Origin of the sequence: Emcibacter sp. (assembly GCF_963675455.1) — a bacterium.
In the GTDB taxonomy this organism is placed as follows: domain Bacteria; phylum Pseudomonadota; class Alphaproteobacteria; order Sphingomonadales; family Emcibacteraceae; genus Emcibacter.
In genome coordinates this window covers 573720-588348 of sequence record NZ_OY776217.1, presented here as the reverse complement: position 1 = coordinate 588348, position 14629 = coordinate 573720, and the positions used below count along the sequence as shown (strand labels likewise).

The window sequence follows — 14629 nt, the reverse complement described above, 5'->3', positions numbered from 1 at the left end:
CCGGTACGATGACGTAAAATATGGTATCAGCAGGAAAACCGGAAGACTTCAGGCCGGGCAGGGGTAACGTTCCAGATGTTGAAAAATCAGTTTTATCTTCTCTCCATTCGCCGGTTCTTACCGCTGTTCCTGGTTCAGTTTCTGGGGGCATTTAATGACAATCTGTTCAAGAATGCGCTGGTTATCCTGATCACCTACCGGCTTGCGATGGAAATGGAGATGAATGTGGCCATTGCCGTAACGGCGGCCCAGGGGATATTCATCCTGCCCTTTTTCCTTTTTTCCGCACTGGCCGGTCAACTGGCGGACAAGTTCGAGAAAACAGCCCTGATCAGACGTCTGAAGCTGCTGGAAATTCTGTTGATGCTGCTGGCCGCCGGCGGTTTCTGGTTCGGACATTTTTATCTTTTGATGCTGACCCTGTTTTTGATGGGCTGCCAGTCCACTTTCTTTGGCCCTTTGAAATACGGCATCCTGCCTGACCATTTGTCTGAAGACGAGCTTATCCCCGGCAATGCCCTGGTCGGGGGCAGCACCTTTCTGGCCATATTGCTCGGCACCATCATCGGCGGACTGTCCATTCTGGGCGAGGGTGGCGCCCGGATGGTTTCCGGGCTGATTATTGTGACTGCACTTGCAGGATTTATCGCCAGCCGGGCCATGCCCCGCACCGGCTCGGCCTCTCCCGATCTGGTCGTCAATTGGAATATCGCCGGTGAAAGCCTGAAGATCATGAGGTATGCGCGGGAAAATCACGCGGTCTTTCATTCCATCATGGGGATCTCCTGGTTCTGGCTGCTGGGGGCGACGGTGCTGGCCCAGTTTCCGGCCCTGACCCGCAATGTTCTGGGCGGGGACGAACAGGTGGGGACCTTGTTTCTCGGCGCCTTTTCCCTCGGGATCGGTGTCGGCGCCCTGCTGTGCAACAAGCTTCTCAGGGGCCTGGTTTCCGCCCGGTTTGTGCCGTTGGCGGCACTGGGCATGACGCTTTTCTGTGTGGATCTGTATTTTGCCAGCCGGACGCTTTTACCGCCGGTTGAGGGTAGTTTCCTGACCGTCGGCCAGTTTCTCGCAGAGCCGAAATACTGGCGTATATTGCTTGATTGCGGGCTGATTTCCATATTTGGCGGTCTTTATATCGTTCCGCTCTATGCGCTGATGCAGGAAAAAAGTGCGGCCTCCCACCGGTCCCGCATGGTGGCGGCAAACAATATTTTCAACGCTGTTTTTATGGTTGTCGGCGCCCTTGCCACCATGTTTCTTCTGGCCTCGGGGCTTTCCATTCCGGGGGTGTTTCTGGTGCTCGGCCTGCTGACGGCGGCGACCGGATTCTATATCTACCGGGTTCTTTGCGGTGACGTACCCTCAGGCAAGCAGGGCGGTGGCAACAACATTGACTAGCCAGGCCATGAAATAAGCCAGGCCAAACAGGTAGCCGGCCAGGAAGAACGTCCAGCCCCAGCTGTTGGTCTCCCGCCGGACCACGGCCAGCGTGGCAAAACACTGCGGGGCATAAATATACCATGTCAGGAACGCCAGAGCAGTCGGCAGCGGCCAGGCGCCCTGCAATAACCCTGAAAGGCTTTCGGCAACCTGGTCTTCATCCCCGCTCAGGGAATAGACGGTGCCAAGGGCAGCCACGGCCACTTCACGGGCGGCCATGCCGGGCACCAGGGCGATGGAGATTTCCCAGTTGAATCCCAGCGGGGCGAAGATTTTTTCCAGGAATTTCCCGATCATGCCGGCAAAGCTGTAATAGATGTCCGGGTTGGAAGAGCCCGGGGGGGCCTTGGGGAAACTGGCCAGGAACCAGAGCAGTACGGTGGTGGTCATGATAATCGTGCCGGCCCGGCGCATGAAGATCCGTCCCCGTTCGTAAAGCCCGATCAGCAGATTCTTGAGCAGCGGCATCTGGTATTTGGGCAGTTCCATGAGGAACGGCTGGGCGGCGCCTTTTGTCAGGGTTTTCTTCATGACGCCGGCGACGATCAGGGCGCTGACGATACCGGCCAGATAAAGGATGAACATGACAAGGCCCTGCAGGCCAATGGGGCCCCATACCTTTTGGTTGGGGATAAAAGCGGCGATGATCAGGGTATAAACCGGCAATCGTGCGGCACAGGTCATCAGCGGCGCAATCATGATTGTCGTCAGCCGGTCCCGGGCATTTTCGATGGTCCTGGTGGCCATTATCCCCGGGATGGCGCAGGCAAAGCTGCTGAGCAGCGGGATAAAGGCGCGTCCGTTAAGGCCCACTTTTTCCATCAGCCGGTCCATGATAAAGGCGGCCCGGGCCATATAACCTGACGCCTCCAGAAACAGGATGAAGGCGAACAGAACAAGGATCTGAGGCAGAAAAATCACCACGCTTCCGACGCCGGCGAGCACGCCGTCGTTGAGCAGGCTGAGCAGCCAGCCGTCCGGCAACTTCTCGGCCGCCAGTTCCTGCAGCGAGACGATGCTGTCATCTATCAGCTCCATTGGTGCCTCGGCCCAGCTGAACACGGCCTGAAACATGATAAACAGCAGGGCGAAAAAGATCACCGGTCCGGCAAAGGGGTTAAGAACCACCTGATCGATTTGCCGGGTGATCCTATGCTGGCGACCTTCGGACAGCAGAACACGTTCCGCCAGCTGCCGGGCATGCCGTTGCAGGTCCCTTGTGGTGCTGTGGGTTTTATGCTCCAGGGGCTGGAGGTGGGACAATTCCCTGAGGTCCCGGTCGAGGATCTTCTTCAGTTCCATCATGCCGGTCTGGCGAACGGCCACGGTGGTGATGACCGGCACGCCAAGTTCTTCTGAAAGCTTTTCCGCATCAATACGGATCTGATCGCGTTCCGCCAGATCATGCATGTTGAGAACCAGAATAATCGGCAGGCCGAGTTCCTTGACTTCCAGCACAAGCCTGAGGTGAACCCGAAGGTTTGTACTGTCGGCCACACACAAGAGAAAATCAGGCTGCTCTTCGTCCGGGTGTTTGCCGGTGATGACCTGTCGGCTGATTTTTTCATCCAGTGTCCGGTCCTTGAGGCTGTAAATGCCGGGCAGGTCAATCAGGCCGATGCGGCGTCCGGTGTTGCTTAAATAATAACCGGATCTTTTTTCTACAGTTACCCCGGGATAGTTGGCCACTTTCTGGCGGCTGCCGGTCAGCATGTTGAACAGCGAGCTTTTTCCGCAATTGGGGGTTCCTACGAGGGCAATACGAAGATCATTCATTTATAGTACCCTTTCTGAACCATGCCCGGTTTTACCCTGGGGGATATCCTTGATCTTCACAACATCGGCCTCGATCCGGCGCAGGGCAATGGTCGCCCGGCCGACCTGAACGGCTAGCGGATCCCGGCCGATCAGTCCTTCATGCAACACTTCGACATGAAGTCCTTCTTCAAATCCGATTTCCAGCAGGCGCTCTTCCAGATCACGGGCAAATTCCTGGTCTGGGCAGCGGGAGGTATCGAATCCGGTGATAACGGCCTTGTCGCCAATATGAAGGTCACTAAGATATTTCATAACAAAACTACTGGTTCTCATAATCATTCTCAAAAACTCTATAGACTAAAAAGTAGGGTTTGGAAAATGCTAATGCAATAAAATCCACAAATTTTAAGGGGAATGTTCTTCTCAAGCGCCGGGGGATGGGGTAAAAGCGGAATGTGATTAAAACGACCGTATGAGTTTTGCAGGGAGAAACGCAATGTCCTTTGATTTTACCGGCCGGGTGGCCGTCGTAACAGGTGCCGGCGGTGGTCTGGGCAGGTGTCATGCCCTGGCGCTGGCGGCGCGAGGCTGTGCCGTGGTGGTTAATGACCTTGGTGGGGATGTGCGCGGCGAAGGCGGTTCCGACTCGGCGGCCCAGGCGGTGGTCCGGGAAATCACCGACAACGGCGGCAAGGCGCTGGCGCATGGCGGCAATGTCACCTCCTTCGAGGATATGCAGGATATGGTCGACAAAACGGTCGCCGAATTCGGGCGGCTGGATATTCTGGTCAATAACGCCGGTATCCTGCGGGACAAGACCTTTGCCAAGATGGATCTGGCCGATTTCCGAACCGTAGTGGATGTGCATCTGATGGGATCGGTCAATGCCACCAAGGCGGCCCTGCCGGTGATGCAGGAACAGGAGTATGGCCGAATCATCGTCACCACTTCCTCAAGCGGCATGTATGGAAATTTCGGCCAGAGCAACTATGGTGCGGCCAAGGCGGCGCTCAGCGGTTTCATGAACAGCATGAAGCTGGAGACAGCGAAATTCGGCATCAGGGTCAATGCCCTGCTGCCGGTGGCGGCCACCCGCATGACCGAGTCCATCATCCCCGAGGAAATGCTGTCGCTGCTTAAACCGGAACTGGTGTCCCCGGCGGTGGTTTTCATGGCCAGCGACGAGGCGCCGACCGGCGAAATTATTTCCGCCGGGGCAGGAACCTTCTCCCGCTCGGTAGTGGTGGAAACCAACAGCGTTTATCTGGGGGAGGAACCGACGCCGGAAATGATCCGGGAAAACTGGGATAAAATTTCCGACATCAGCACCGCTAAACCGCTCGGCAGCGGCAGCGAACATACGCAAAAAGTGCTGGCCGCCGTCTTTGAAGGGCGCAAGAAATAATCAGTTAAAAGAAGATCTGATCGGCCAGGGCGTCAAGCACGCCCGGCTGATCATACAGGACTGGCGCTATTTTCACATTGATCTCCGGATTTGCAGCGACAAAACCCTCGACACTATTCTCTGCCCGGTCAAGTAATCGGCCGGAAAAGAGGAAAAAGGGGCAAACGGAAATGTCTTCTACGTCGTCCGCGGCCGCCTCTATCAGTGTAGCGGCAAGGCTGGGGCGCTTGTTTCCGGTAAAACACAGCCGGCCTTGGGTAATCTGCAACATTTCCTGCAGGCGCTCAAGAACCTCCTTGCCTCGTTTGGCTACGACAGGATTAGAGGACCCCTTGACCAGCAGGACAAGGCGGCCCGTCACGCCGTCTGTCTGACGAATGGCCTCTGCCGCTGCAGAAATAATCCTGTCGCTTGCTCCTATTTCGGTGCCGTAATGAACTTTCATGCTGCCGCCTGCCATACGATAGTTCTGCAGGATATCGGGAATATCCTCCGACACATGGGTGGCTGGAAACAGCATCAGCGGCAGGACCAGAAGTTCCTTCACGCCCTCCTGTTCGAATTCCAGCAGGCCCTGCATGACCGAAGGTTCCGCCAGTTCGAGATAGGCTGCCCGGACAGTGACATGGGGATAGAGCATCTGCAGTTTGGCGGTCAGCGCAGCCTTTTCCTCTGCCGGTCGCGGGGACCGGCTGCCATGACTGACCAGCAATATACCCTGTTTTTTTATCATGGGAACAGGATAGGGCAAGCGGGCATCAACGTCACCAGAAAAGTAAGGGACGGACTGCGTTTTGCAGCCCGTCCCTGAAGTCATTAAATTGTGCGTTGACTAGTCGTCGTCAGAACCGAACTTGATGCCCTGGGCCAGCGGCAGCTCTTTGGAATAGTTGAGCGTGCTGGTCATGCGGCGCATATAGCCTTTCCAGGCGTCGGAGCCGCTTTCGCGGCCGCCGCCGGTTTCCTTTTCGCCGCCGAAGGCGCCGCCGATTTCCGCGCCGCTGGTGCCGATATTGACATTGGCGATGCCGCAGTCGCTGCCGGCCTCGGATGTGAACAGTTCCGCTTCCAGCACATCGCGAGTGAAGATGGCGGAGCTCAGGCCCTGGGGTACGTCATTCTGCCGGGCGATGGCCTCTTCCAGATCGGTATATTTGAAAATATAGAGAATCGGGGCGAAGGTTTCCTCGCGCACATTGTCGACGCTTTCCGGCATTTCCACAATGGCCGGATGCACATAATAGGCATCGGGATAAAGGTTCTGCATGGCCCGGCCGCCACCGAAAATTTCTCCGCCCTCATCCGCGGCCTTTTCCAGCGCTTTCTGCATATTGTCAAAGGAATCTTCGTCAATCAGCGGACCGACCAGGGTTTTCTCATCCAGCGGATCGCCGAGGGGAAGGCCGCTATAGGCTTTCTTCAGGCGCGGCACCAGGGCGTCATAGACGTCATTATGCACGAACAGGCGACGGGTAGAGGTGCAGCGCTGGCCGCAGGTGCCGACGGCACCGAACAATATACCCTGGAAGGCCAGGTCAAGGTCCGCGTTGGGGGTGACGATGATGGCGTTGTTACCGCCAAGTTCCAGAATGCTCTTGCCGAAACGGGCGGCCACTTTCTGGCCCACGGCCTGACCCATGCGGGTGCTGCCGGTGGCGCTGATCAGCGGAACCCGGCGGTCGTTGACCAGTTCTTCGCCGATATTGCGTTCGCCGATGATCAACTGGCTCAGGCCTTCCGGTGCCTCGCCGAATTCAGCAATGGCGCGTTCGAACAGTTTCTGACAGGCAATGGCGGTGACCGGGGTTTTTTCCGACGGTTTCCAGATCACGCTGTTGCCGCAGACCACGGCAAGGGCCGTATTCCATGCCCAGACGGCAACCGGGAAGTTAAAGGCGCTGATGATGCCGACAGGACCAAGCGGCTGCCAGTATTCGCGCATCTTGTGACCGGGACGTTCGGACGCAATGGTCAGGCCGTAAAGCTGACGGCTGAGGCCGACGGCAAAATCACAGATATCGATCATCTCCTGAACTTCGCCAAGGCCTTCCTGATAGATCTTGCCGCATTCGAGGGTGACAAGGGCGCCCAGCGCCTCTTTCTTTTCGCGCAGGATATTGCCGAAAATACGGATCAGTTCACCCCGTTTCGGAGCCGGAACGGTACGCCATTCCTTGAAAGCCCGGGCACTGTCATGGATCTTGCGGTCTGCGTCTTCCACGCTGTCCACATGGATATGACCGATCAGGCTGCCGTCGCCGGGACTGTTCACATAAAGTGATCCGCCCGTGAGGTCGGCGTCTGTCAGATCCAGGCTTTTGAAAATTTCTTGCTTGTTCATTTTATATCCCTCGTGATTATCTGTTTCTAATATCGTCCAGTGTGGCGCCCGGTGTCAGGGCCTGTGGATCGATAATGATTTCGATCAATGTGGTTTTGTCCGCCGCCAGGGCCGCTTCAAAGGCCGGGGCAAACTCCTCCGTTTTACTTACTTTCACACCGTTCAGGCCATAGGCTTTGGCAAGAGCGGCGAAATCCGGGTTGGTCAGGGCCGTTGCCTGCACCCTGTCCGGGTAGGTTCTTTCCTGATGCATCCTTATGGTACCATACATGCCGTTATTAAACAGCAGAATGGTGACAGGAACATTATGATGGGCGGCCGTGGCCAGTTCCTGGCAGGTCATCATGAAATCCCCGTCACCGGTAAAGCAGACCACGGGTCTGTCAGGTGCAGTTATCTTGGCCGCAAGGGCCGCCGGCAGGGCATATCCCATGGCGCCGCTTGTGGGGGCAAGTTGACTCCGGAAAGTGGAATAGCGGAAAAAGCGATGCAGCCAGATGGCATAGTTTCCAGCGCCATTGGTGAGGATGGCATCTTTCGGCATGGCTTTGTTGAGATAGCTGTAAATTTCACCCAGATGAACGTCGCCGGTTTTGCTGCCTTTGAGGTCACCTAGCGGATTGTTCCAGCTTTCATAATCTGCCCGGGCGCTGGCTACAAGGTCGGCGCGCTGGTTGGTATTTTCGGCTGGCAATTTGTTCAGGGCCTTTGCCATTTCCGGCAGCGAACAGGTAAAGCTTAAGTGCGCCCGGTAGACATGGCCGGTCTCTTCCGCACCAGTATGAACCATAACCAGCTTCTGTTTCGGGAAGGGAATGTCCAGAAGGCTGTAACCGCTGCTGGTCATTTCGCCGAGTCGGGAGCCCACATTGAGGATCAGGTCGGCGCCCTGGATGCGTTTGAACAGTTTGGGGTTAATACCGATTCCCACATCGCCCATATAATTGGGGTGGTTATTATCAAACAGGTCCTGGAAACGGAAAGCGCAGCCGGTCGGCAGGTTCTGTTTTTCAGCAAACTGCTGGATGTCTTCTACCGCCTCTCTGGTCCAGCCGTGACCACCGAGGATCATCACCGGGTGTTCGGCGTTTGCCAGTTCTTCGGCAAGTTTGTTCAGGGTGGTCTGGTCAGGGGCGGCTTTCGGCGGTGTGGCCGGAAGCGGGGTGACATGGTTTGCCGGCAGGGCCTCGACCAGCATGTCCTCGGGCAGGGCCAGAACTACAGGGCCGGGCCGGCCGGACACGGCCACATGATAGGCGCGGTTGATATATTCCGGGATCCGGTCCGCATCGCGGATTTCCGCCACCCATTTACACAGGGGGCCGAACATCTGCCGGTAATCCACTTCCTGGAAGGCTTCCCGGTCAAACTGGTCCCGGGCCACCTGGCCGATGAACATGATCATCGGCGAGGAATCCTGAAAGGCAGTATGCACGCCGATGCTGGCATTGGTGGCGCCGGGACCGCGGGTGACAAAGCAGACGCCGGGGCGTCCGGTCAGTTTGCCGTAGGCCTCGGCCATGGTGGCGGTGCCGCCTTCCTGGCGACAGGTAATCAGCTTGATGCTGTCGCGCACATCACAAAGAGCGTCAAGAACGGCCAGATAACTTTCGCCGGGAACACAGAAGGCGGTGTCGGTGCCGTTGGCGACCAGACATTCCACAAGGGATTGCGCAGCCTGGGTATTTTTTTTCATGCCGGAATGCCTCATTTATCCTGATTGGAAATTATTCAGCTTTTTTAATAAAAATGGACAATTGTCAACTGATAACAAACAATTTCGAGAATATATAGACAAATTTGACGTAATTCAACAGAATCGGAAACTTTTTTTACAGTTCGGCCCGTCGGTCAAATTTGGCCGACAGGACGATATGCGTCTCGGTTTTTATGATTCCCGGCATCATGGCGATCCTGGTCAGGATCTCGTCCAGGTGGGGATGGCTGTCCGTATGAACGAGGGCGATAAAATCATAGTTTCCGGCAACGGTGCTGAGGCAGGCGACCTCCGGAATCTGTTCCAGAGCCTTCTCGACTTCCTGGGTTTTCTTGGGATCCCGGGTGACCATTACATAGCTGCGGATGGTGCCGCCCTGTGCTTCAGGTTTCAGGGTGATAGTATAGCAGTCGATGACTTTTTCTTCCAGCTTCTGCAGCATCATATGGATGGTGGAGCGGGCCAGTCCGAGTTTCCGGCCCAGCTCTGCTGCGCTCAGCCTGCTGTTGATTTTCAGCAGGGACAGGAGCTTCTTTTCATTGTCCTGGAGTTTCATGATTCCCTCTTTGTGCATAATATATGAACAGATGTATCATAGAATTGACGATTGTTTATAGAAATATGCACTGAAACCGCATTTTAAAGGCGATTATATACATAAGAAAGCAACGACTCTATGAAGGCTGTTCAGGAACTAGAAAAATGTTCTTCTGAAAAGATCAACAATGCTATTCACCTCTCTAATTTGCGCATCAATCGTGGCAATGACGTCTTTTCCAGAGACTGGGGCAAGGTCATTGAAAACTATATTGGTGGCTATTGTGTGATCTATGCGCTCGTTGAAGCCTGTACCGTCAAAGGCAAGAAGAACTTTTTCCCGTTCCTTATCGCTCAGGAGATGGTCACAATTGGAGGGGCCAATAATGGTAGTCCCTCCAATACTCCATCCGGGAGAAGCACTTCCAAACGAAAAACTGTTTGCCAAATTGGGGCTGGGAGTAACGAGGTTTTCCCCATGCTTGTCTTGGTTGGCGATTTGGTTCACGGACCAAAGGATATCGTTTCCTCCGGGGTATGGTCGTTGGGCTTCGATGAGGCTCCATTGGTCGGCGGTAAGTTTCTCTTTAATGCCGCCTTTCCTGGTCATCCTCCCACTTGGGAATGGCTCAGGCTTCCCGTTATCGTTATTGAGGCCACCAAAGGGGAACCCTATGCCAGACGCGCCGCGCCCGTTGCTTTTAACGAGGGAAATTGTCATTTTATCAAGGGCGGACCTAAGATGAACGACGGTTTCGGTAATTTCATGCCCGATATCGATAGGGATATCTTTTTCGAGGCGTGCAATTATATAGGTAAATGCACCTTCTCTCTTAATAACGACGTTATAGGGGTTGGTTTGCAGGTAGTCGAAGATCATCGATTTAATATTGTCAAGCTTGGAACTAGCTCTTTTGATCTTTTCTTGTGATGCATATAATGGTTTATTAGGTGACATGATAAATTCCGAAGACGATAAAAAACGAGATGAGGTATTAAAGCGGATGCTGGAAACTCCGCCGAAGCCTCATAAACCAGAAGATAGTAAAAACAAAAAGAGTGACGACCGTCGCCAAGTTAATAAGGGTTAACTAGTAAACTAGCATTTTCCCCCGGGTTTGGACCGTTTGTGCTTTCGCACAGGGACGGTTTTAGGCCCGGGCTTTTTGCCCTTACGGACCTTACGAACAACCTTTTTACAGGTCATTGTCCTTCTCCTTATATGATGAGTTTCAGCTCACCGCTCCGAGATGCATCATGCACCCCAAGTTCACAAAGGTGACTGGATGCGTCGGAGTTAGAAAAAGGACGACGGCCGCCGTGATAAGTTTGTCATAAGGTATACTAGGAGTCGAGTCAGGAGTCTTTGCGTCTCCCGCGCTCTCTTTGTTGTAGGTACCTCAAGAGTTGTCTATGCGTAAGCGGTTTCGTTAATCCGCCGATATGTAAGGCGCTTACCTGAGATTGAACGCAGAGCTTCGTCACGACGTTCAACATCGGTAATGTCACGACCATTGTAGCGGAAATCAAACTCTGCCAGATAACGGTGCAGGTGATGTTTGGCGCAATGTTGGTAAACGCCTTTCATGCCACGCTTGAAGATGCTGAAATAACCTTCAATGGTGTTGGTATGGATCGGACCACGACCATATTCGCCCTGACCGTGGCGCACGAAGTCATGATTGCCAAAATCACCTTTGAGGTGTTTGTACTGGCCAGCTTCGTCAGTCATGATGTGGGATTTGCGGTCAATCTCTTGGCGCAGGATCGGAACGATTGTTTTGGCGTTCACTTCGTCTACATGGAAGGAACGAGCGCGGCCCTGACGTTCTACCAGTGTCAGGACTTTATACTTGTGCTGGTAGCCACGGCCTTTCTTGACGCCTTTGGGTTTTTTGGTTTTGTCGTGGCCGATAAAGGTTTCATCGACTTCTACGATGTCGCCGTCACCGCCCATAGGAGTGAACATGCCTTCGGTCATGGCCTCACGGATACGGTGAGCCATAAACCAAGCGGTTTTATAGGTAACGCCGAGCATACGGTGCAACTGATGTGCGCTCATACCCTTCTTGGAAGCGGCCATGAGGTGAACAGCCAGAAGCCATTTGTTAAGCGGAACCTTTGAACGCTCAAACACGGTGCCTACAGTAACGGAGAATTGCTGGCGGCAATGATTACACTGATAAAGCCCCGGTCGGTGTGATTTACCAACAAGCTTCCGGTTATCGGCAGCTTTACAATGGGGGCAAACAGCGCCGTCAGGCCAGCGAATAGACTCTAAATGTTCGCGGGCTTTGTCGGCATTAGTGAAAATCGGGTCGGTTATATCGCACATAGCATTAACTCCTTGATTCAAATATATGAATCCCGGTATGCTTTGTCAAGTATATAATCGCCATTTTAAAGGGTCTGCAGATACTCCAGCATCCTTTTCCTCTGTTTTTCATCCGGCAGCGGGCTCATGCCGGCCATCACATTGTCGCGGGCATAGTCCGGGCGGCCGGTGCCGGGAATGACACAATTCACTGCCGGATGACCCAGAAGATATTTGAGGAAGTACTGGGCCCAGCTGGTAATGTCCATTTCGCCGGCCCAGTCCGGAAGGCTTTTGCCCTTCACCTGCCGGAACAGGGCGCCGCGCCCGAAGGGGCGATTGACAATGACGGCGATCTTTCTTTCCATCGCCAGCGGCAGAAGCTCCTCCTCCACCAGTCGGGCATTCATGGCATACTGGCACTGGACAAAATCAAGCTGTTCCTTTTTCATGATTTTGATCAGCTCTTCGGTGCCGCTGTCGGTATAATGGGTGATGCCGATATAGCGGATCTTCTTCTTTTCTTTCATTTCCCGCAGGGTCTCAAGCTGGATTTCCCAGTCGACCAGGTTATGCACCTGCATCAGGTCAACCTGGCTGGTTTTCAATTTGCGGAAGGAGGCTTCCATCTGATCAATGCCCTCCTGCTTGCCGTTTTGCAGGACCTTGGTGGCGATAAAGCTTTTATTGCGGGTATTGAGCCGGGCGACCAGATCACCGACGACAGCTTCGGCCGGCCCGTACATGGGCGCGGTATCAATCATGGACCCGCCGGCCTCATACAGAACTTTCAGGGTCTCCAGCAACGGGGCACGCTCTTCCTCGCTTCGGCCCACATTAAAGACCTGGGAGGTGCCAAAGCCGACAACCGGCAGAAGCTCTCCACTGACCGGGATCGGTTTTTTAAGCATTTTCGTGATAAATGTTCCGGCAACTGCTGGTGTGGTCAGGCCGCCGGCCAGGGTCAGCCCGGCAGCGCCGGTGAGTTTGAGAAACTCTTTTCTGGTCAGGGAAGTCATGCTGAAGTCTCCTCTTGATTTTGTATTTTTTGCTGATGCGCCAGTCCCAGCCAGTAACTGAGCAGGGCCCAGAGACCGGCCAGCGGCAGAATGAATATGGCCAGCGGTTGCAGGCCCCAGCCCAGGGTCTGGGCAAGGGTGGCATAGATCCAGCCGCTGGCGGCGTCACCGCCGCGGACACCGACCGTATCGATAAAGGGCTGGGCCTTGTATTTTTCCTCGTCACTGACGGTGGTGTAGAGCACCCGGTAGGAGGGCTGGGCAATGGAAAAATTAACCGCTCGCTGGATGGCCTGAAAGCTGACCACCACCAGCAGCACCGGCGCGATGGCCAATGCAGTGAACCCGGCCAGTGTGACCAGCGGGAACAGGGCAAGGGTCAGGCTTATGCCGAACCATCCCATCAGCCGGCCGACAATAAATATCTGGGTCAGCAAGGTCAGGCCGTTCACGGCAAGGTCGATGCGGGCGAACATCTGGATGCGTTCCTCGGATGTGGCAAAGGCATCGCGAATGATTGTCGCCTGCTGAAAATACAGAAAAGTGGCGGCCAGGGTCGACAGCATTATCCAGACGGCAATACTGGCCACATAGCGGGACCGAAAGATGGCGAGAAAGCCCTCAATCCAGCTGCCGCCGAGTTTTTGGTCCGCTTTTGAAGTTTGGAACTCCTGTACGTCCCGTTCATGCCTGAGCAGCGCCAGCATGCAGACCAGCGCCAGCGTCAGGAAGGTGGCCGAAACCAGCAGAAGATTGGCGGCACCCAGTCCGGTGACCAGCGACTGGGTCAGAAGGGGACCGGTGATGGCGCCCACACTGCCGCCGGCGGCAATGATGCCGAACAGCCGCTTGCCCTGCTCGGCGGAAAAGATGTCGGACATATAGGCCCAGAACACACTGACCACAAAAAAGTTGAACACCGACACCCACCAGAAAAACGCCCGGGCCACCCAGGGTGTTTTCAGCTCCATCTGGAACAGAGCATAGAAAATCAGGATGGTAATCAGGAAAAAGCCGTAGGTGACGGGAATGATCTGACGGCGCAAAAAACGCGAGGCAAGGAAACCGAACAATGGCGTGACCGCCAGCATGGCAAAGAAGGTGCCGGTGAACAGCCACTGCATGTTTTCGACGCCGCTGGCAATGGCCATTTCATCGCGCATGGGGCGCAGGATATAATAGCTGCACAACAGGCAGAAGAAATAGCCGAAGGCCAGCGCTACCGCCGGCAGTTCTTCGCGCCGGATGTTCAGAGCCGAGAAGAGGTTTTTATGTTGCTGAGTCCCCGTAATATTTATCCCCATGTGCTTCTTGTCTGTTTCCCTGATTTTGCCGGGAGTATGACATAAATGCTGTATTTCTGGCCAGCACTTCCGCTTGAAGAGGGTTAAAAAGCCTTCTCGGTTGTGAGGGCCTTGAATTTGCGTCGGTTCAAATATTGTCGGAAGGAAAAATAGAAAAACCAGATGATGCTCAGGATTCCGCAGAGGAAGGTATAATAAACGAGCGCATAAGTTAGTGTTTGAGCAATGTGCATGAGATTGCTGGTGAAAGTTGGGTCAAAGCCTCTGTTTTCTGTATTTTCTGCGAAAATATGAGACCAGAAATTCTTCTGCATCAAGTAGGCGAAAATAAAAATAATAACAATCAGTACGGTATGGGAAAGGCTGAGCAGAACTTGCCACCTGAAAAGAGTGAAAATTTCTTTTTGTGTTTCCATCTGGGTTTTGAGCCGAAATATCTCTTGGGCCTGCTGTGGTGATTTCTCAAAAATAAAATTTGTATTGTTCACGTTGAAGCGGCGTCGGAAGTATAGGAAGGCTCCGCCAAGGATTATGGTGGTCAGGGGCGGATAAATAAAAAAAGCTATAATTGCTAGGATCCAGACCGGAACAATCAGTCGCAACATTGTGAAGTTATTATTGATGATTTCAATATTCTTCTTGAAATCCATGGTCAGTCCCCCAATTGTAAATCCAGTGATATACAGGATACCAGCTGTTTGTTGCTTTTCAAGAGATGCTTCAGACAAGTAGTATACGCGTTGGATCGGCAGAAGTATTTTCTGCAAGACCCTTGCAGAATTAAATGTTAA

General features: G+C 54.0%; 13 protein-coding genes. 3 read left to right on the top strand and 10 right to left on the bottom strand.

Features of this window, described 5'->3' with window-relative positions:
• Positions 1-75 precede the first annotated feature (75 nt).
• Positions 76-1401, top strand: a complete 1326-nt coding sequence (locus ACORNT_RS02685) for an MFS transporter (RefSeq protein WP_321395026.1) — start codon at positions 76-78, stop codon at positions 1399-1401.
• Here the strand turns inward: ACORNT_RS02685 and feoB are convergent.
• The gene (feoB, locus tag ACORNT_RS02680; RefSeq protein ID WP_321395024.1) at positions 1366-3219 is read right to left on the bottom strand and encodes a ferrous iron transport protein B; all 1854 of its coding nucleotides are present in this window, start codon (positions 3217-3219) and stop codon (positions 1366-1368) included. The two genes, ACORNT_RS02685 and feoB, sit on opposite strands and share 36 nt — an antisense overlap.
• Positions 3220-3513 (bottom strand): FeoA family protein, encoded by a 294-nt coding sequence (locus ACORNT_RS02675; RefSeq protein WP_321395020.1) that lies wholly within the window; start codon positions 3511-3513, stop codon positions 3220-3222. It abuts the gene before it with no gap.
• A gap of 184 nt (positions 3514-3697) precedes the next feature.
• Here ACORNT_RS02675 and ACORNT_RS02670 point away from each other — a divergent pair, with 184 nt between their 5' ends.
• Positions 3698-4606, top strand: a complete 909-nt coding sequence (locus ACORNT_RS02670; RefSeq protein WP_321395017.1) for an SDR family NAD(P)-dependent oxidoreductase — start codon at positions 3698-3700, stop codon at positions 4604-4606.
• A 4-nt stretch (positions 4607-4610) separates the two neighbouring features.
• Here ACORNT_RS02670 and ACORNT_RS02665 read toward each other — a convergent pair whose 3' ends face one another.
• From ACORNT_RS02665 to ACORNT_RS02650, 4 genes are all read right to left on the bottom strand, one after another.
• A complete protein-coding gene (locus tag ACORNT_RS02665; RefSeq protein ID WP_321395015.1) occupies positions 4611-5339 on the bottom strand; it encodes a sirohydrochlorin chelatase in 729 nt (242 codons plus the stop codon).
• 99 nt (positions 5340-5438) lie between these two features.
• Positions 5439-6947, bottom strand: a complete 1509-nt coding sequence (locus tag ACORNT_RS02660; RefSeq protein ID WP_321395013.1) for an aldehyde dehydrogenase family protein — start codon at positions 6945-6947, stop codon at positions 5439-5441.
• A gap of 16 nt (positions 6948-6963) precedes the next feature.
• Entirely contained in the window at positions 6964-8658 is a 1695-nt protein-coding gene (locus ACORNT_RS02655) for a thiamine pyrophosphate-binding protein (protein ID WP_420717513.1), read from the bottom strand.
• Between the two features lie 121 nt (positions 8659-8779).
• Positions 8780-9220, bottom strand: a complete 441-nt coding sequence (locus ACORNT_RS02650; protein WP_321395003.1) for an Lrp/AsnC family transcriptional regulator — start codon at positions 9218-9220, stop codon at positions 8780-8782.
• Between the two features lie 120 nt (positions 9221-9340).
• Between ACORNT_RS02650 and ACORNT_RS02645 the strand changes: the two genes are divergently transcribed.
• Positions 9341-10132: a hypothetical protein gene (locus tag ACORNT_RS02645; protein WP_321394998.1), complete on the top strand. Its 792-nt coding sequence runs from the start codon at positions 9341-9343 to the stop codon at positions 10130-10132.
• Between the two features lie 480 nt (positions 10133-10612).
• Here ACORNT_RS02645 and ACORNT_RS02640 read toward each other — a convergent pair whose 3' ends face one another.
• The 4 genes from ACORNT_RS02640 to ACORNT_RS02625 all read right to left on the bottom strand — a co-directional run bounded on the left by ACORNT_RS02640 (position 10613) and on the right by ACORNT_RS02625 (position 14605).
• Positions 10613-11536 (bottom strand): IS1595 family transposase, encoded by a 924-nt coding sequence (locus ACORNT_RS02640; protein WP_321394995.1) that lies wholly within the window; start codon positions 11534-11536, stop codon positions 10613-10615.
• Positions 11537-11601: 65 nt separating this feature from the next.
• Entirely contained in the window at positions 11602-12534 is a 933-nt protein-coding gene (locus tag ACORNT_RS02635; protein WP_321394993.1) for an aldo/keto reductase, read from the bottom strand.
• The gene (locus tag ACORNT_RS02630; protein ID WP_321394991.1) at positions 12531-13838 is read right to left on the bottom strand and encodes an NTP/NDP exchange transporter; all 1308 of its coding nucleotides are present in this window, start codon (positions 13836-13838) and stop codon (positions 12531-12533) included. The genes ACORNT_RS02635 and ACORNT_RS02630 overlap by 4 nt, the downstream gene beginning before the upstream one ends.
• An 83-nt stretch (positions 13839-13921) precedes the next feature.
• The gene (locus tag ACORNT_RS02625) at positions 13922-14605 is read right to left on the bottom strand and encodes a hypothetical protein (RefSeq protein ID WP_321394988.1); all 684 of its coding nucleotides are present in this window, start codon (positions 14603-14605) and stop codon (positions 13922-13924) included.
• Positions 14606-14629: the final 24 nt, after the last annotated feature.

Excerpts from the sequence above, each read along its gene's own strand:
- ACORNT_RS02685 (WP_321395026.1), top strand. The coding sequence starts at position 76 with ATGTTGAAAAATCAGTTTTATCTTCTCTCCATTCGCCGGTTCTTACCG.
- feoB (WP_321395024.1), bottom strand. The coding sequence starts at position 3,219 with ATGAATGATCTTCGTATTGCCCTCGTAGGAACCCCCAATTGCGGAAAA.
- ACORNT_RS02675 (WP_321395020.1), bottom strand. The coding sequence starts at position 3,513 with ATGAAATATCTTAGTGACCTTCATATTGGCGACAAGGCCGTTATCACC.
- ACORNT_RS02670 (WP_321395017.1), top strand. The coding sequence starts at position 3,698 with ATGTCCTTTGATTTTACCGGCCGGGTGGCCGTCGTAACAGGTGCCGGC.
- ACORNT_RS02665 (WP_321395015.1), bottom strand. The coding sequence starts at position 5,339 with ATGATAAAAAAACAGGGTATATTGCTGGTCAGTCATGGCAGCCGGTCC.
- ACORNT_RS02660 (WP_321395013.1), bottom strand. The coding sequence starts at position 6,947 with ATGAACAAGCAAGAAATTTTCAAAAGCCTGGATCTGACAGACGCCGAC.
- ACORNT_RS02655 (WP_420717513.1), bottom strand. The coding sequence starts at position 8,658 with ATGAGGCATTCCGGCATGAAAAAAAATACCCAGGCTGCGCAATCCCTT.
- ACORNT_RS02650 (WP_321395003.1), bottom strand. The coding sequence starts at position 9,220 with ATGAAACTCCAGGACAATGAAAAGAAGCTCCTGTCCCTGCTGAAAATC.
- ACORNT_RS02645 (WP_321394998.1), top strand. The coding sequence starts at position 9,341 with ATGAAGGCTGTTCAGGAACTAGAAAAATGTTCTTCTGAAAAGATCAAC.
- ACORNT_RS02640 (WP_321394995.1), bottom strand. The coding sequence starts at position 11,536 with ATGTGCGATATAACCGACCCGATTTTCACTAATGCCGACAAAGCCCGC.
- ACORNT_RS02635 (WP_321394993.1), bottom strand. The coding sequence starts at position 12,534 with ATGACTTCCCTGACCAGAAAAGAGTTTCTCAAACTCACCGGCGCTGCC.
- ACORNT_RS02630 (WP_321394991.1), bottom strand. The coding sequence starts at position 13,838 with ATGGGGATAAATATTACGGGGACTCAGCAACATAAAAACCTCTTCTCG.